The organism is Bacillus cereus group sp. TH152-1LC (assembly GCF_027710505.1).
Taxonomy (GTDB): Bacteria; Bacillota; Bacilli; order Bacillales; family Bacillaceae_G; genus Bacillus_A; species Bacillus_A mobilis.
Genome location: NZ_JAQFNK010000042.1, coordinates 1 through 18,757, shown reverse-complemented (window position 1 = coordinate 18,757; position 18,757 = coordinate 1). Strand labels below are relative to the sequence as shown.

Below are 18,757 nucleotides of genomic sequence, written 5' to 3'. Positions count from 1 at the left end.
ACTATTATCCTCGGAAGAGCTTATACAACAGCGGTATGAAAAGTATAGACAAATAGAGAATTATAAATGAAAATATTAAAAGTCCGTATTACATTTCGGAGGATTCTCGCGAAAAAATTCTAAATGTTTTGCAAGTAACCTCTTAAACCGGGATATGCTGATACTATTACTTTACAAAAGGTGTGTGATCGGTATGGAAAAGGAAAATTTGTTCAAATGGAAGCATTATCAGCAAGATATTATTTTGTTAATTGTACGTTGGTACGGTACAACTTAATTTTTCGTAATTTAGTAGAAATGATGAGGAAGAGTCAGTCGAATTGAAGTCAGATGGAAAAGAGTATGGCTTAACGAAACGCGAGTTAGAGGTTTTGAATCTTTTGTCTCAAGGAATCCGTTATAAACCAATTGCTTCGAAACTTTACTTATCAAATGGCACAGTTAGAAATTATGCCTCTACTCTTTATGACAAGCTAGAAGTCAAAAATCGGGAAGAAGCCGTGCAAAAAGCAAGAGATACAGGATTACTCTCGTAAGAGGGAGTGCTCTCATCTGCTAGGGGTACGTGAATAATTCGGGGTTTCGGGGACCACACCTCAAAAAATGTAATTTGAATGTCTGTTATAGGCGATTTTATAGATTCTATAAATAATGTTTAATTTTCGATAAAGACAATTATATAAAACCCAACATAATCGATCTTATGTCGGGTTTTATAGTGAACATTAGCTTTGTAACCCTTATACATGGAATTAATTTAAAGGATGGCCCCATACCTCGAATCGGTCACATACCTAAATAGGGTACTGGTGCAAAAACTGGAGGATAATTGCAATGAATCTATAAATCTTGGACATACTGTTACTATTACTTTAGAAAGAGTGCGTGATTGGTATGGAAAAGGGAAATGTATTCAAATGGAAGCATTATCAACCAGACATCATCTTGTTAACGGTACAACCTTAGTTTTCGTGATTTGATGGAAATGCTAGAAGAACGGGGTTTATCCATTTTTCATATGATTCCGTTAGGAATATATGTGCTTTATTCTACTGTATTTTATTTTTGCACCAGAACCATATAAAAAGAGGACGAATAGTTACGTCTTCTTTTTATATGGTTCTATTAGCTACAAAATAATATCATTTAAATAAATCTTCTATTATATTAGCAAGGGATAGTGATAGAAAAGTGTGTTCCTTTTCCTAGTTCACTTTCTATCTCTATATCTCCGTTTAATTCTTTAATAATGCTGTACGCAATCATAGTACCAAGCCCAGTACCTTTTTCCGTTGTTGAATAAAATGGCAAGGCAATACGTTTTATTTGCTGGGAAGACATTCCTATTCCTGTATCAATAATATCAATTACAATATTATCTTTTATTTTTTGTATATTTATTTGTAATACGCCACCATTTTTCATAGCCTCAATTCCATTTTGTATGATGTTGGCTAGACATATTTTTAATTTTTCAGGATTAGCATTTATGTAAAGGGAATCTGTTGTAATATGCTGTTTTATTTCAACATTATATGAAAGAGCGAGTGGTGAAATATTATCTTTCACTTGATTTAATATGTAATTAATATCTAGTTTCTCTTTTATAATATTTTGTGGTTTGGTTAAAGATAAATAGTTATTAATAGTAGATTGTATTTGCTGCATTTCAAGTAACATAATTTCTAAGTACTTATCTTGAGACATCTTAGCACTCTCATCTTCATTTAGTAATTGAGTGAATCCATGTACCGTGGTCAGTGGATTATGAATTTCATGCGCGATCGATGCAGCTAGTTCGCTAGCTATATAAAATTTTTCTGCTCTTTGCATTCTTTCTTTTATTTTATATTTTTCGATCATTCCTTCTATTAAATAAACAGATAATAATACTGTGAAAATATTTATGATTATATAATTGAATAAAAATTCGATGAGAGTAGAGTCAATTTTACCGCCTGTATTTATTTGTGTTACAATACCGCAGATAGAAAGGGAAGTTGTACATATCAAAATAAGTAGAATACTTAATAATATCTTCTTTTCCTTGAAATAAGTAGGTGACAAGTAACGAAACATGATTGTAATAACAGAAATAATAGTAAAGATAATAAATGATGGGAAGACTCCGCTTCCACCTAAGTAAAATCTATAAGAAAGATATAAAACTCCAATACAAATAATGCTCTTCGTATTTCCATATAGAAAAACTAATATAATGGGAATAAAACGTAAATCATAAATGAACCCAGCGTGTAAATGAAAAGGAAAAGTCATACAAAAAATAATTGCAATGGAGGAAAGTACAGAAATTAATATATTATTACATGCCATTTTTTCTTTATGTTCTAGCCAAAATACTTGGTAACTAAGGATACAAATAATAATAATAAATGTATTTAATAATAGTGTAGGAATTCCCATAGTTTATGCCTCTCTGCGAGTTTGTAAGTAGGATTATGTATGTGTTTAATCTAGGTGTTTGGTTTTATTAGATTTTCTATCTTTAAAAAAGAAAAGGAAAGGCACTTGAAAAAGTGCTTTTTTACCATTTATATTAAAATCGATGAGGAAGATAGAAATAAAAAGTTACTTTTACTTATGAACAAAAAAATTGAAAGTAGCCCTTGTATAGGTAAAAGATGAAACAAATTACAGAAATAGTTACGTTTCTCTGGAGTGAATATTCCGAAAAAACATTGTGTATGGCGAAATTCATTTTATAACCTTCGCCATATTAACATGTAACTTATTAAATTACAAAGAAAAAATTAAAAATTATTATTTTTTTGTTATTTTAATTTATTTAAAAACGTAAAAGTACTGCAGAGGTTATCATTGAGATGCTAGGGTACTTAGACCAATATTCGAACTTCGTAATAACGTTGTTACTTTTTTACTAATATTCTTAATACTAATTTTAGTATAATTAATTAATCGAAAGTTCTGATAATTATCTACGTACCCCCTTTTTTTATATTAAATACAATGATATTTATTGTCACATAATAATGCAAATTTCTAGTAAACTAATAGAAAAACTCCTATAAAAATATAATTTACTATCTTTTATATAAACATTGCAGGTGTAAATGCAATAAAAATTAATTATTAATACATATATTCAATCTGAAAATATCTGTTTACATATTAAAATGTCTTTGTAGTGGTCCTTCATGCCAAGAATCGTTTCCGTACTCCAACTAACGTTATTCTAGTATTTTACCAAGTTTCTTATTTTGTTAAGGTATCCTAATATTGTTATTTTTGTGAATTTAAATGTTTTAATATAATAATTTATAGGGGATGTTGAGAAAATAAATAATTTGTAAAAATAATATAATATTTGTAACTTTATGTCTTATAATATGAAATATCTTCGTTGTGATTATTTTAAATATTTTAATAATACATCAGATTCATTTTATCTAGGGAGGTTTTAAAATTGGGGAGAAGAGTTGTTAAAAGAGTTTTTGCATTATTATCAGTACTAGCATTATTCTTTAATGTGTTTCTACCGAAGGCAAATGCGGAGGTTTTGACGCATGAAAAGTATTCAATGAACTGGAGTTATAGCAACAGTTTAGGTAAGTACATTCGAACTGAAATGATTAAAAATTCAAGCGGTCAAATTGCTTATTGTTTAACTCTTGGCTTAAAATCACCAAATGGTGAAGATCTTCCTGAAATAGGGAAAACAGATAATGTAGTATATAGGGTTCTATTAAATGGTTTCCCACAAAAAAGTATAGAACAACTGGGGGTAGCTAATAAGAATGAAGCACATTATGCAACTCAGCTTGCGGTTTGGAATGCATTAGGTCAACTTGATGTAAATGAATTAAAGCATGAAAATAAAAATGTTGAAAAAGCGGCTAAGACAATTATTAATGCTGCAAATACAAGTGAAGATACTCAAGATATTTTTATGAATGTGATTCCTGCTGAAAAGCAAAAGGCAGAATTAAAGGGTGAGTTTTTTGAAACAAACCTATACACAGTACAAACAAATGCTAAGAGTGGTTCTTATAAAGTAGTAGCGAAAAATGCACCTAATGGAGTTAAAATTGTTAGTGAAAATGGAGAAGTGAAAGATCAGCTTTCAGTTGGAGAGAAATTCCGTATCCAAATTCCTAAAAATACAAAAACAGGTGAATTTAATCTAAGTGTTGCTGCAAACTTAACAAAAGTTCAAGCAATTGCTTACCGTGGTACGGATACTGTTCAAAATGCTACAGTACTACTAGAAAGAAATGAAGAAAAGCTTAGTAGTGATCTTGCAGTAAATTGGGAAGCTGCTGGTTCTTTAAAAATTAAAAAGGTTGGAGAAAATGGAGAAGTATTAGCTGGTGCGGTATTCGAGGTTTTTAATGCAAATAATGAATCAGTTGGAAAAATCATGACTGGTGCTGATGGTAATGCAGAATTAAATAGCCTACCAATTGGTACCTACACAGTAAAAGAAATTAAAGCACCAACAGGTTATGTTTCAGGTGATAAACCACAAACTATTGAAGTTAAGACAGGGGAAATAGGAGCTGTTCAAGTAGTAAACAACAAAGTAAAAGGTAACATCGAAATAAAAAAACTTAGTGATTCAGGTAAAATGTTACCTAATGTTGAATTCACGGTCTTTACTGAAGATGGAAAAGAAGTGAAAAAAGTAGTAACAAAAGAAAATGGAATTGCAAATGTTGATGGTTTTACGTATGGTAAATATTATTTCTTAGAGACAAAAACACCTAATGGATATATTGGAAATAAAACAAAGTATCCTTTTGAAATTAAAGAGCACAATAAAACACTTATTTTTACAGTGGAAAATACAGAAGTGAAAGGTAGTGTGAAATTACTAAAAGTAGATAATGAAGATATCAGTAAAAAATTAGAAGGTGCATTATTCGAGTTAAAAGATGCAAGCGGGAAAGTAATTGGGGAATATAAGACAGATAAAAATGGTGAAGTTAACATTAAAGATTTAGCGTATGGTAAATATTCATTTGTAGAAAAGGCTTCTCCAAATGGTTATGTTCTTATTACAGAACCATTTGTGTTCGAAATAAAGGAACATGGGGAAATTATTGAGCTATTAGCAGTTAATCATCTTATCAAAGGTGATCTAGAAATTACAAAAGTTGATGTAGCTGATGGAAACAATAAGCTTCCGAATGCAGAGTTTACTATTTATAATGAAGCAGGAAAAGAAGTAGTTAAAGGGAAAACAGACGATAAAGGTATCGCGAAGTTTGAAAAGTTACCATTTGGAAAATACACATATAAAGAAACTGTTGCACCAAAAGGTTATGTATTGAATGAAGAAATATTCTCTTTTGAGATCACAGAGAATGGTCAAATCATTAAACATATTGTCAAAGATGAAAAGATTCCATCAGTAAAAACAACAGCTACTGATAAAGCCGATGGTACAAAAGAAATGCACACTTCTAAGTCTGTAACAATCCAAGATAAAGTGGAATACAAGGACCTACAAGTAGGTAAAGAGTATACTTTAAAAGGTAAATTAATGGATAAAGAAACTAATAACCCATTAGTTGTAAATGGTAAAGAAGTAATAGCTGAAACTAAGTTTACACCAAAAGAAGCAAATGGTTCTATTACATTAGACTTCACATTTGATGCGACTGGTTTAGAAGAACAAGAAATAGTAGTATTCGAAGAGTTACTGAAAGACGGAAAAGTTGTTACTACACATGCTGATATCAATGATAAAGGTCAAACAGTTAAGTTCGTTAAGCCGTCAGTAAAAACAACAGCTACAAACAAAGCTGATGGTGGAAAAGAGATTCATTCAAAGGATTCTATCACTATTCAAGACAAAGTGGAGTACACTAACTTAGTTGTTGGTAAAGAGTACACTATAAAAGGAAAATTAATGAACAAAGCTATTAACGAACCATTATTAATTGATGGTAAAGAAGTAATAGCTGAGACTAAATTTATTGCAAAAGAAAAGAACGGTTTTGTAACATTAGACTTTACTTTCGTTGGTGCTGAACAGCAAGGAAGAGAAGTAGTCGTGTTTGAAGACTTATTGCATGAAGGGCAAGTAATTGCAACTCACGCTGACATTAACGATGTAGGTCAAACAGTTCGATTTGTAGAGCCTTCAATTAAAACGACAGCTACAAATAAAGCTGATGGTTCTAAAGAGTTAGACGCTTCTAAAACAGTAACAATCCAAGATAAAGTGGAATACAAAGACTTAATCGTGGGGAAAGAATACGTAGTAAAAGGCAAACTAATGGATAAAGCAACAAAAAAACCATTATTAGTTGATGGTAAAGAAGTAACAGTAGAATCTAAGTTTACTGCTAAAGAGAAGAATGGTTCTATCACACTCGATTTCACATTCAATGCTTCTGCATTACAAGGTAAAGAAGTGGTAGTGTTTGAAGAATTGTATCAAGATAATGTCTTGGTAGCTATTCACGTTGACATCGAAGATAAGGGTCAGACAGTGAAATTTAAAGAAGTAAAACCGGAGCAACCAAAACCAGAACAGCCGCATCAAGATAAAAATACTCCAACTACAGAACAACCACAACCTAAGAAAGAAGTTCAATCTAAAATTGGATGGTTACCGCAAACAGGTGCAGACCTTACAAGTTGGATCTCTATGGCTGCAGGCGCATTATTGTTAATTGTTGGTGGAGTGATTTTCCTAAAACGTAAAAATGCATAAAAATTTAAAAATAAGCACATCTGTTTTTACAGGATGTGCTTATTTTTATGTTAGTTATTTAGTCCTATTTACAGTATCTTAATTGTTCATGAATAAAAAAGTTGTAAAAAAATAATGTAGTTATTTCAAAAATAAAATAGATTCCCAAGTATATGGTATTAATTGGAATATATACTCTTTATCCTGTATGATATAAATGAGGATATTCCGATATCCTTATAGTTAATAAAAGGGGAAAGTAGGAGGAGTTGTCATGAAAAACGTAAAAACGGCTATGACGTTGGTACAATCACATCTTAATGAAAATGAGAGTATTGAAAATTGCCTATATGGAATGTTTCAATATCAAGTATTTGGTATGGGTGGTCAAAGAAAAGGGATATTGGTTGCTACAAATGAACGTATGTGTTTTTATACGAAATATTTGGGAAGTGAAACGTTTAAAGTATTTGATTATGCCAAAGTTAATTCGATAGAGGTAGAAAAGGGATTATTAACAGGAAATAAAATCATTTTTTATCATGATGGCGAACGTGAAGTGATGAATTTAATTGAAGAAGGTGACTTGGAGGGATTTGCAGTATTTGTAAAAGAAAAAATTATGATCTAGAAATAAAGAAGTTTGTTTTTAAAATTCGCTCCTCAAATTCAATAATATTATTATTTGTTATAATCGAAAACATTAAAACAATAAACAAACATGAAATTCTATCCTTTTTGAAATCAGTGCAGCACACATTTGGTTAGTAATGAAATTAGAAAAAGTATATATGAAAATGGCAGGCAACTATTTGGTTGCCTGCCGGTGCCAGTGGATTGAATGAGTTAGTCAATTCAATAAATTGCTATCCCATTACCAGAAGAGTAAAGCCGCTAGTTCAAACGGCTTAGACATAGTTTGCCTAATAAAGAAAAAAATTATGAGTAAAGGTTTTGTTTGCTCTATATGAAAGGATAAATAGATATTCATCAGACAAGGATAATTTAGTATACCTTGATAGGATGTAGGAACAAATTAAAGAAAAGGATGTTTATTTAGGATGGGACTGACTCAGGAGTGGGACTTTCGGACAGGGTTTGGTGAGCGGTGAACGCCTTTGGCATTACAACTAATATGGTTGCTTGTATAATGGCAGTATACATTCAAAAACATGAGCTAATGATAAATCACCTTACAAATATTTTGTTTTTAATAATTATCTCTTTAACGTTTATAAAGATGAAAATTAACAAAGTATAAACGAATGTATTAAGAAAAGGGTGAAATATTGGATAACTCGAAATGGATGCCTTTAAGTAATGTTGATGATGATGAGGAAATTTGGGCAGGAGCAAGAGTTAGGTTGTACAATGTTGGTATGAATAGAGAAGACAAAGAAAATGATTTCTATGAATATATTATTTCTTATATCTACGACAACACTAACTACTTACAACTAACTAATTTAACAACAGGAAAAGCAGGTTATATTATTTGTGTGATTGAAAAAGAATTACCAAATAATTATGCTTTGGGCAAAACATTAAAGCAAAGAATAGGATTAAAAAATACCTATTTTAGATTTGAATGTGAATAATCAATAACTAAGGGAAGCACCGACTTTAAGGTGTCTTCCCATATTTAATACTTTTTATCAATAATCAATATTAACAGGGCCTAAATAAAAAGTGAGAAGAATGAATAACATTCTTCTCACTTTCAGCAATTAGGGTGGCATATTCATCAATATACATTTGGGTGGAATTTTGGATGAAAAATCCACAGGCATAGTATAACAAACTACGTAAGGTAGATTATATGTAATATTGCATATAGGAAAAGATTCTTCTGCAGAAATAAAATAAAATCAATACCAAATTATTAATTTATTATAAAAAAGTAATATGTTATTGGATTTTATATCTATAACTTATGTATACGTGTTACAATGAAGTTCTCTAATTTATTTTATTCTCCTATTTAGAATTTATGGTTCAGTTATCCCTTACAACAAAATCAGCCACAGTAAATGATTCATACATAAAGGGATGCATTTAGAATGGTTCAAAGGCTGTTAAACATAATCATGCAAAGAATAAATATACGTAGTAGAGAATTTATTATGGTAAGGATTTCATCCGATTTAAATAGCCCTAAATTAAACTTTTTATCCAATCAAGGTCAAATAATATCTGTTAAATGAAGGTTATGTTTCATCCATTTTATTGGGAACAATTCGTAGTTTTAGAATTGCTGAATATGGAAAGATAACATATTCGAAAGGAGGATAGATAAAACGCTACCTGTGAAATGCAAATCGTAAAATAAGGAAGTGTAGATAATAGGATTTAATAGTGATTTCATTTCGAATGGGACTGTAAATATATGTAGAAAAAATAAAGGAGAAAAATTTAAATAAACTATTTCAGTAGTAAAAATGAAAGGGAGAAGTATCTAGTGTTTAATATAAAAGAAAGATTGGGACAAATAAAGCTTAAAACGAAGTTGTCTATGGCATTTATCGCAATATTAATTATACCAAGCCTTATCGTAGGAGTATCATCTTATAATAAAGCAAAAACAGATCTTAATGAGACAATTCTACAATCAGCACAAGATAATATTAGTATTTTAGATAAGATTGTTGATGATGAATTAGAAAATAAGCATACAGATGTCAATCATTTTGCAAAGGTACTTACACAAGGTGATTATAATCCTGAACAATCGCAAAATGTGCAGAGTAAATTTGATCAATATATACAGTTACATCCAGAGATAGAAACGATTTATACGGCATCTAGTAACAATCAATTTATTCATGCACCTGTTGGAAAAATACCAGAAGGATTTAATCCGTTAGAAAGTAGTTGGTATAAGGATGCAGTAAAAGCAAATGGAGAGATTATTGTTTCATCTCCATATAAATCAAAGTCTACAGGAAATATGGTAATTGCAATTGCAAAGCAAAATGCTGATAAAAGTGGTGTCATTGGTGTTGACTTGAATATTGATGATATCGTAAAAACTTCTAAAATGATAAAAATAGGTAAACAAGGCTTTGTATCTATCGTCAGTCAAGATAAGACTATAGTTGTGCATCCTACGCTCAAGCCAGGTGAGAAATTAGAGAAATCATTAGCGGATGAACTGTACAAGAAAGAAGATGACGTAATTACTTATAGCCTTAACGGGGAAGATCGAAACATAAGTTTTAAGACGAACAAAAAAACAGGTTGGAAAATAGCTGGCGTAATGCCTACGAAAGAAATTGAAGAAGCTACCAATCCTATTTTTTATAAAACGCTCACTATAATAGGAGCTTCATTATTGTTAGGCGGAATTGTAATTTTATTCATACTTAGATCTATTATTACTCCACTAAGACAATTAGTTATTTCAGCTCAAAGGATTAGTCAGGGAGATTTAACCGAGAAAATAGATATTTGTTCAAAGGATGAACTTGGTCAATTAGGTGGTAGTTTCAATACAATGGCAGAGTCATTACGTAATATTATTTCTCAAATCAACACATCTGCAGGTCATGTAGCTGCGTCTTCTGAGGAACTAACTGCTAGTGTAGAGCAAGCAAGCGTTGCAACAGAACAAATTACAAGAGAGATGGAAGAAATCTCGAATAGTGCAGAAGTTCAAAATAATGAAGTGGAGTCTGGAGCTGAATTAATTGGTGAGGTAACGCGAAATATTCAAAACGTAGCTGATAATGCTTCTGAAGTATCGACTTCATCCATATACACAAAACAAAAAGCCAATGAAGGTGAAAAATTAGTAGAACAAACTGTAGTGCAAATGCAGTCTATCCATCACTCTGTTTCTCAATCCGATACTGTAATAAAATTATTAGATAAGAAATCGCAACAAATTGGAAGTATATTAGAAGCGATTCAAAATATTGCGGAACAAACAAATTTATTAGCATTGAATGCAGCAATTGAGGCAGCTAGAGCAGGAGAACAAGGGCGAGGGTTTGCAATCGTTGCCGATGAAGTTAGGAAGTTAGCAGAGCAATCATCCGAATCTTCAATGGAAATTGGAAGTATAATTAAGGAAATACAAGCAGACGTACATGAGACTGTAAAAGCTATGAATGAAGTAGGAGTTGAAGTGCAGTCGGGAATTAAGGTTGCGAACGATACAAAACAAAGTTTTTATGAGATTTCAAAATCTGCAAATGATATTGTGTCAAAAGTGCATGGTATGGTAGAGCTATCAAATAAAATGACAACTGATGCAATGAAAGTCGATACATCGATTGATCAAATAGCTATGGCTGTAAAAGAGAATTCTTCAAGTATGCAAACGATAGCTGGTTCATCTGAGGAACAACATGCTTCTATGGAAGAGATAAATTCTTCAGCAATACAATTAGCACAAATGGCAGAAGAACTTCAAGAGTTAATTGGTGGATTTAAGATTTAAGTTCAGATTCTAAGAGAGAATACTAGAAGTTTGTTGCAGAGTGAGAATAGAAATAAAAGAACTTGGAAAGTCTGTTTTATAGGTGTTTCCAAGTTTTTTTATTTCCATGATACCAATTTAAGTAGGAAGAAATAGATGAATTGTTTAATATATCTGGCAAAGAGAGAAACAGAATCAAAGCTAGTATTCTAGCTGTTTTCTTAGACCTTAGTGGCGTTGAGTGAAGTTTTTGAGCGTATTGGTATGAATGAAATAACTAAACGTTTAAAAAGTTTAAGGAAGTTAAATTTTCGTGGTAAAATGTGTAAGGTTATATTGAATAAAATTCGTGCGCTAATCACGATAAACTGGTAAAGGAGCGTGTTTTATGACAGAAAATATTAACATAAACGTTAATGCAGGAAGGAAATGTGGACCAGAATCAAAATGGGGACGACAGTCTTTCTTTGATGGTGGACTTTTGAGCTTCATTGGTTGGAGTATCTTGGGAGCTCTTATTACAGTGTTCACGTTGGGTATTTGCTATCCGTGGGCGTTATGTATGGTTTATGGTTGGAAAATTAACCATACGGTGGTTGATGGGCATAGAATGAAATTTAACGGTTCAGCAGTTGGCTTGTTTGGTAACTGGATTAAATGGCTACTTCTGACAGTTATTACACTAGGTATCTATGGTTTTTGGGTTAGCATTAAACTTGAAGACTGGAAAGTCAAAAATACAACCTTCGTTAATTAAGGGGAAATTTTGATTCAGTACCTGAAGAGGTGGGATTGTGAAATTACGTACATTATAAATAACTCAGTTAGTGGCATATAGCTCTTAATTCTTACGATTGATTATAGTAATCATTAAAAGCGATATGTGAGGCTTTTTGATTTTAATTTACATATTAAGTGTTCGTAATAATGCACATAAATTTTTATTTGTAATTAATGTAGACAAATGGTTTTTGAGTTGTCAAAGCTCTATCAGAAAGCAAGCTTGTTCCAGCAGACTTGCTTTTTGGCTATTTATTAAGTATGCAAAACCCGCCAACATTGTTGAGTATTCATCACAAAATGGAGAGAAAGACGTTATTGACGTGTTCTTAACAAAGGGGCAAATATTTAAAATAGGCGGGAAAGTGAAAATTGATATGAAGTATGTAGGTTGAGGCGGCATTTCTATTAATTACAACACAGTTAATCATATCGAAAAAGTGCATGAGATAAACAATAGCACTCAAAATAATGATGATGTGTGGATTTGCTCTTAATAAGATTAGTAATATTAGAATCGAAACAGTAAGACGTACTTATGTTGTAAAAGTTATACTGAAGTGAGTATGGATTATAATATTCAGTTCAATTAAACAAAGGAGAGGAGTCTATTCCATGACTTCTCTCCTTTGTTTAATTGAACTTTGTTTGAGTCTATTTATATGACCATATTTAAGCAAGAATAGCTTTTAAAATTGACACTTTGTTTGTAGTAAATAATACATAATTTTGTTTTACAGTTCTAATTAATATACGATCAGTTGTCCCATATGCTGTTCCGATACGGATTGCACTTGGTTCTTCAACGCCCGCATATGTAGCATCTTCGGTAACCTCAATCACATCGCGTAATGGAATCGTGACCTCCGCAAATTGCCATGAAATAATTAACTCTTCTTTTGTTTTTTTGACATCAATACCTAGCATTATACCAAGACCTTTCTATAATAGAATGCTACACTTTTTATCTTATTATACAAATTTTTAAATTATTTTTCTACATGTATGAATAGAGCTGATATTTTAAGGGTGCCAAAAGAAAGGGAAGATATACTATCAATCTAATAAGGAATACGTTATGAAGAAAAGTTCACAGGGAATTAATATGGATTTGATATGGTTGAAGTATGATGAATGAGTAACAGTAGGAGTTGCAGGAAGGAAATGAATGATGAGACTTAAATTAGTAGGAACCTTAACTTGTATAGTAGTAATGTTAGGTATCTTTATCATTTACACCAATATATCTATTGGTAAAGAACCATATAAGACAAGCCATGAAACTAGTGAAAACTCCATAAATAAAGAAAAAAATAGTAAGCAAAATGGGACCTCAAATAAGATAGCAAGTTCTTTTGCTAGTATACAGGCTGTAATAAATAAGGAATATGGTTTACCCGAAGACTATATGCCAGAGGATTTAGTTGTACCAAATGTACCGTTCTCATTTAGTGGAACGGTAGAAAAGAGTCATCTTCGTAAAGAAGCAGCGGAAGCATTAGAAAAACTATTCCTTTTAGCTAAGCAAGATGGGATCCAGTTGAATGCTGTTTCAGGATTTCGTTCTTATGGGTATCAAAAAGGTCTGTATGCCAACAATGTTAAAAAGAAAGGGAAAGAGCATACGGATCGCTTCTCTGCAAAGCCAGGGCATAGCGAACATCAAACAGGGTTAACGATGGATGTTTCTTCTAAAAGTGCGAACAATGAACTAGAGCTATCCTTTGCGAATACGAAGGAAGGAAAATGGCTGAAAGAAAACGCACATCGTGCAGGGTTTATCATTCGTTATCCGAAGGGGAAGGAAAGTATTACCGGTTATGCATATGAACCTTGGCATATTCGCTATGTAGGAGATATTGCTGAAAATATATATAAGGAAAAACTGACTTTAGAAGAATATATGAATCTGTGAAAATAGAATTGAAGAGTTAAACTGTATTCATTATTTATGAATGAATGCTACTTTTTCTATTAAAAAGCCTAATTTCTCAATGTTTTGTAGAGAAATTAGGTTTTTTTCATCACTTCAGTAGAGTTTTTTAGGCTTCGTTCGTAGGTATACTTCACACAATATTATAAAGGAAATAGAACTTACTGAAGATAACATATGAATGTTTTATAAATGTATCAAAAAAGTGAACAAAATCGTTATTTTGCACAACAAGGTAGTCAGCTTAATGAAATAACTGCTTGTAAAAAAAGAAGCCCTACAGGAAATATTACAGAGCTTCACCAAGTTGAGTTATGTCGTATTCACAAGGGATTTTAACATGATATTTGTGTTGAATAAACTGGTAAATGTGTCCAAGTGAATTGGAGCTATTTTATAAAAAAGAGAAGCGCTTAATCAGGACGCTCCTCTTAATGCCAATACACAATAACTATCCCATTATACTGTATAAGCGTAAAATATTTAATAACTACCTTCATGGTAAATATTTCATTTTGTCTTAGTACCTTTAAATCACGAAAAAAGGTTCCGCTGTTTCCAACAGAACCTTTCCTAAAATGGCAAAGAGTAACTCTTACCTTACTCTTTGTTTATATACTACAGGAGTTTTAATGAAAATCCAAGGCTCCTTATATTGAGAAATAAAGAAGAAACATTATAAAAAATTTTATCTTTTTTCATAAATAAAAGAGCAGCTAGCAAAAACTAACTGCTCAATACAAGGAGATACAGAGAAAACTAAATGGATTTTGGCATACAGCCTATCAACATTATGGACATAATATTGATTTTTATTCGAAGGAATTCATGTTTTATAAATCAGATTATGATAGTTGATATTCTCCATATTGACCAGAAAAGAACCAAGAATTCTAGTGAAATTCCAAGTGTTCTTTTCCTAGTTTTTTGAAATTCTTTTACTAAATAGCCAATAGCGCTAATTGCTAGAAGAATGAAAAGAATAAGTTCTAGTGTAACTGGCATTTGATCTACTCCTAATCCATTATTTTAATTTATTATATAAAGATTATAAGATATTTTCGTGGTTAGTGGTGAGAAATTAAACAAAACCATCTCTTTACGAAAAAAGGTCCTGTTGTTTCCAACAGAACCTTTCCTAAAATGGCAAAGAGTAACTCTTACCTTACTCTTTGTTCATATACTACAGGAGTTTTAAGGAAAATCCAAGGCTCCTTATATTGAGAAATAAAGAATAATCATTCTAAAGAATCTTATCTTTGTTATAAATATAAGAGCAGTTAGCAAAAACTAACTGCCCATCTCCAAGGGGGAACAAGGAGAAAAATCTAATGTCATCTATATTATTGACGGAATATTGAGTTTTACTTTAAAAAAACTACGTTTAACTTAATGCATAACCCACAATCAAAGTTAGTGTTAAAAACACTGATAATAACAATGTTAGTAAGACTGTTGCTATACTCCTAAGCATCGCAATCCAATTATTCATTTTAGAGAATCCTATAAGGCCAGCAAAAAAAGTTCCTATTGTTAAAACTAGTAATATAAATAAAGGGTGAATGTGTAATGAATCTGTGAAAAATTTGAATAATTCAAGTGGAATTTCAAAATATAAACGGAATAGTCCAACGCAAATCAAAGAGCATATAAAGGGCCATAGATTGAGGTTATGCTTCATAGCTTTCTCCTATGTTTTCAAAATAGTTTTACTCAATTTTAATGGGGAATGAAGGGAAAAGATAGAGGTTATAAATTAGAATCAATTTTTTAATAGAAAGCGAGGAATAACAATGGGGCATGGATGTTTTTTTCTTTGTCATATAGAAATTATACATTAAACATATATTTATAAGCGCTGTTACGACACGCTAAGGAATAGTAATAAAAAGATGAGGCCAATGAAACCGTATAAAAACCAAAAGAATCCTAAGATGGGGAATGTTTTATGAAAATTAAGCATGGTAAACCTCCTTGGGTATATAGAGGATTATAATATATCGTTGGTCTATTTAGAAGAAAAAACATAAATTAGTACACATTAAACGTGAATTTGAACAAAATGGAAATTTTAAAGTAGCGAATGCGCTGCTTTTTTATTTTATCAAATAAATTGTTCTTGAGTAGAAATGAAAATAGGGATTTGCCTTAAACATTTATTATTAATAAAGAATTTGAGTATAGAAACAGGTCTAAATTCCGTAATGGTGGAGGGATTGTTGTGGACATAACTCAAAGTGTGGTAAGAATAGTGGTTAATGAGAAAGACCTTCCGTTCACTTCAGTTCAAACCTCTGCATGGAATCATGGACCTGTAAATGATTTAATCGTTTCGACGAATCAGAGAGTGAATGAGCTTTATCAATTCATGTGGTCACAAGTACCAGTTACGATCTCGGTGTATTTTCTTCAAGGGGCGGACTTAATGAGATTCGCTAGGATCGCTGGAATTAATGAACGTGTAACGGGAGAATATATATCATTTCATTTGGGGATAAGAAGAATTCAAAGTAGCTTAACAGCTGCTTTTTTATTTTGCATAGAAAAAGGAACCATAATAGGCTCTTTAATTTGATTCAGAAGTTGTGTAGTTTTTCTTGATGATATCTTTTATGTTGATAATTAAGGATATAAGGAATCCAGCAGCTAGAATACCGTTTACCCAGTAATATGTATTCCCGGATGTAAATTTATTATAAAAGGAATCGATATTATAATACACTAAGCCTGCTGAAATGACGGTAGAGATTACTAACGTACCAAAACTTTTCATGACGCTGCCCTCCGATTCTGAAATTTTAGACTTTTAATGCAATTATACATTTAAATAAAAAGGTTTACAAAGGAATTACCATAAGGAGGAGTTATAACGAGTTTCTTCCAATTGATGGTTTTTATTTTTGGAAAAATAACTATTTTATAAAAATATTTTTTTGACCCCCATAAAATTATTTATTCCTTCGAATATATATAAGTAGAAGAAAATAAATGAAAGAAAAAGCTAAAATTACCAAAAATATAGCGAAGAGTTATTCAAACATTGCAGCTAAAATAGAAAAGAGCAAGTGGCATTGCAAAAGAAAACAAGAAAGCAGTACAAAATACAGACGTCAATTTAGTATAAGTGGAAAAAATAGTCATATAAAAAATCGGCCTCGAAAAATATGAGCAACAGCAAGAGGACAAACCAAAAGAAAAGTACTAACAAAATGTGGTTGAATGGTCACTTGTTTAGTGGCCTTTTTGCTATTTGAAGGAGGCTGGGAGATTACTAGTGTTGAGTTTAGTAATGAAGATCCTAAGAAAACCGAAAATAGAAGATATCGTATGTGACATACAAAACAATGGAGGAGATAAGGAAGCATTTATCGTACAGTATCAGCCTTTTATTAAAAAATCAATATCGTCTGTCTGTCGCCGATATATTACAGAACAGGATGATGAATATAGTATTGGACTGTTTGCGTTTAACGAAGCAATTGAACAGTATTCATATAAAAAAGGGAAATCTTTTCTAGCGTTTGCTGACCTTCTTATAAAAAGAGATGTAATTGACTATATACGCAAGGAGTCTAAGCATAACTTTGTCTTTTTAAAAGAAGATGAGCAAGAGGAAATGTTAGAAATGCAAGTGTCGCTTACGGAGTATATGAAAGAGATGGAAAATAGTAACCGCAAGGAGGAAATTCTTCATTTTCAAAATGTACTAGCTGAGTTTAAAATCACATTTTCAGAGCTGGCTAAAGAATCTCCTAAGCATCGTGATACGCGTGAGCATTTAATAGAGATTGTGAAGATTATTATAAAAGAAGAGGAAATGATAGAAGAGCTGTTCCGAAAGAAAAAATTACCGCTTAAACATATTGAACCGCGTGTTAGGGTAAGTCGTAAAACGTTGGAGCGACATAGAAAATACATTATTGCAATGTGTATTATCTTTGCAAACAACTATACATATATTCTTGATTACATAAGAGGGGAAAAGCATGATGAATAAAGGAATTGTGATGGATATAAAAAAGAAAAACGTAGTTGTTTTAACTCCAAATGGAGAGTTTATTACTTTTAAAAGAAAAACGCACCCATACATGATAGGAGAGGAAATCTCGTTTAACAAACAAGAACAAAGAGCTCCGCGTTTTTCAATACCACCATTCTTAAAGCCTACAACAGTAATTGTTGCTGGTTTTCTATGCGTATTGCTGTTTTTCTACAATCAACCAGAAGAAAAAGTGTTTGCTTATGTCTCAGTTGATATAAATCCAAGTTTAGAGGCGAGCGTAACGGAGGATCTTCGTGTTATAGATTTGCGGGCTTGTAATGATGACGGAAGGCGTATTTTAAAAGAAATGAAAGGGTGGGAAAATAAACATCTGCAAGATGTAATACGTACGATTATAAAGCAGAGTCAAGAGGATAAGTACTTAACAAATGATAAGAAAGTTATGCTAACAGCTGTTGCAAAGGACAAATCGCTAGAACCACAGTTGGAAAAGGCTTTGCAGGAATTAAAGAAAGAGTATGAGATAAAACATATTACAGTTGAATATCAAAGCAGCACGATGCAAATACGGGAGGATGCCAAGAAAGCAGGAGTAGGAACGGGCGTTTATATAAAACAAGAGAATGAGAAGAAAAACTCGCTTACTCCACCTGCACCGCCGTCTAATCAAGAACAACAAAAGTCATCTTCTGATGTATCATCGGACGCACCTCCTGTAAAAGAAGAAAGCAATGAGAAGAAAGAGTATGTAGAAGAAAAGCAATATAAGGAACAACAACCGAAGCAGATAAAAGAAAATAATGGGCACCAGCAAGAGAACAATGGAAGAGGCTCGCAAGGGAATAGCGGAAATCAGCAAGGAAATAATGGGCACCAGCAAGGAAACAACGGAAGAGAACCACAAGGGAATAATGGGCACCAGCAAGGAAACAACGGAAG

At 31.9% G+C, this 18,757-nt stretch carries 12 protein-coding genes and 6 pseudogenes; 14 read left to right on the top strand and 4 right to left on the bottom strand.

Going from position 1 to position 18,757, the window contains the following annotated elements:
- Positions 1-193: 193 nt before the first annotated feature.
- From PDL00_RS33650 to PDL00_RS33640, 3 pseudogenes are all read left to right on the top strand, one after another.
- A pseudogene (locus PDL00_RS33650) lies at positions 194-309 on the top strand (IS6 family transposase); the annotation flags it as partial.
- A pseudogene (locus PDL00_RS33645) lies at positions 297-536 on the top strand (response regulator transcription factor); the annotation flags it as partial. The pseudogenes PDL00_RS33650 and PDL00_RS33645, both read left to right, overlap by 13 nt.
- Before the next feature lie 358 nt (positions 537-894).
- Positions 895-1,018, top strand: a pseudogene (locus PDL00_RS33640) (IS6 family transposase); the annotation flags it as partial.
- Positions 1,019-1,167: 149 nt separating this feature from the next.
- Here the strand turns inward: PDL00_RS33640 and PDL00_RS33635 are convergent.
- Positions 1,168-2,424 (bottom strand): ATP-binding protein, encoded by a 1,257-nt coding sequence (locus PDL00_RS33635; protein WP_270733752.1) that lies wholly within the window; start codon positions 2,422-2,424, stop codon positions 1,168-1,170.
- Positions 2,425-3,445: 1,021 nt separating this feature from the next.
- On the opposite strand from PDL00_RS33635, the gene PDL00_RS33630 reads away from it, so the two are divergent.
- The 7 genes and pseudogenes from PDL00_RS33630 to PDL00_RS33605 all read left to right on the top strand — a co-directional run.
- Complete coding sequence (locus PDL00_RS33630; RefSeq protein ID WP_270733751.1) at positions 3,446-6,703, top strand: VaFE repeat-containing surface-anchored protein; 3,258 nt, start codon at positions 3,446-3,448, stop codon at positions 6,701-6,703.
- 253 nt (positions 6,704-6,956) lie between these two features.
- Positions 6,957-7,313, top strand: coding sequence for a PH domain-containing protein (locus PDL00_RS33625; RefSeq protein ID WP_270733750.1), 357 nt, complete (start codon positions 6,957-6,959; stop codon positions 7,311-7,313).
- A 676-nt stretch (positions 7,314-7,989) separates the two neighbouring features.
- Positions 7,990-8,280 carry a hypothetical protein gene (locus PDL00_RS33620; RefSeq protein WP_270733755.1) on the top strand — a complete coding sequence of 97 codons (291 nt, stop codon included), beginning with the start codon at positions 7,990-7,992 and terminating at the stop codon, positions 8,278-8,280.
- Positions 8,281-9,194: 914 nt separating this feature from the next.
- Positions 9,195-10,181, top strand: a pseudogene (locus PDL00_RS34965) (cache domain-containing protein); the annotation flags it as partial.
- A complete protein-coding gene (locus PDL00_RS34960; protein ID WP_442868356.1) occupies positions 10,176-11,123 on the top strand; it encodes a methyl-accepting chemotaxis protein in 948 nt (315 codons plus the stop codon). The pseudogene PDL00_RS34965 and the gene PDL00_RS34960, both read left to right, overlap by 6 nt.
- Before the next feature lie 367 nt (positions 11,124-11,490).
- Positions 11,491-11,859: a DUF898 family protein gene (locus PDL00_RS33610; RefSeq protein WP_270733748.1), complete on the top strand. Its 369-nt coding sequence runs from the start codon at positions 11,491-11,493 to the stop codon at positions 11,857-11,859.
- A 301-nt stretch (positions 11,860-12,160) separates the two neighbouring features.
- A pseudogene (locus tag PDL00_RS33605) lies at positions 12,161-12,379 on the top strand (hypothetical protein); the annotation flags it as partial.
- 175 nt (positions 12,380-12,554) lie between these two features.
- Here PDL00_RS33605 and PDL00_RS33600 read toward each other — a convergent pair.
- Positions 12,555-12,809, bottom strand: a complete 255-nt coding sequence (locus PDL00_RS33600) for a SunI/YnzG family protein (RefSeq protein WP_002165351.1) — start codon at positions 12,807-12,809, stop codon at positions 12,555-12,557.
- Positions 12,810-13,053: 244 nt separating this feature from the next.
- Between PDL00_RS33600 and PDL00_RS33595 the strand changes: the two genes are divergently transcribed.
- Positions 13,054-13,797, top strand: coding sequence for a M15 family metallopeptidase (locus tag PDL00_RS33595; protein ID WP_270733754.1), 744 nt, complete (start codon positions 13,054-13,056; stop codon positions 13,795-13,797).
- A gap of 1,402 nt (positions 13,798-15,199) precedes the next feature.
- On the opposite strand, the gene PDL00_RS33590 is transcribed toward PDL00_RS33595, so the two are convergent.
- Positions 15,200-15,496, bottom strand: a complete 297-nt coding sequence (locus PDL00_RS33590) for a hypothetical protein (protein ID WP_270733747.1) — start codon at positions 15,494-15,496, stop codon at positions 15,200-15,202.
- 540 nt (positions 15,497-16,036) lie between these two features.
- On the opposite strand from PDL00_RS33590, the pseudogene PDL00_RS33585 reads away from it, so the two are divergent.
- A pseudogene (locus PDL00_RS33585) lies at positions 16,037-16,313 on the top strand (hypothetical protein).
- Between the two features lie 68 nt (positions 16,314-16,381).
- Here PDL00_RS33585 and PDL00_RS33580 read toward each other — a convergent pair.
- Positions 16,382-16,588, bottom strand: coding sequence for a hypothetical protein (locus PDL00_RS33580; protein WP_000834521.1), 207 nt, complete (start codon positions 16,586-16,588; stop codon positions 16,382-16,384).
- Between the two features lie 501 nt (positions 16,589-17,089).
- Between PDL00_RS33580 and sigI the strand changes: the two genes are divergently transcribed.
- Positions 17,090-17,812, top strand: a complete 723-nt coding sequence (gene sigI, locus PDL00_RS33575; RefSeq protein ID WP_270733746.1) for an RNA polymerase sigma factor SigI — start codon at positions 17,090-17,092, stop codon at positions 17,810-17,812.
- The coding region (locus PDL00_RS33570) for an anti-sigma factor domain-containing protein (RefSeq protein WP_270733745.1) at positions 17,805-18,757 on the top strand (953 nt) is incomplete at its 3' end. The genes sigI and PDL00_RS33570, both read left to right, overlap by 8 nt.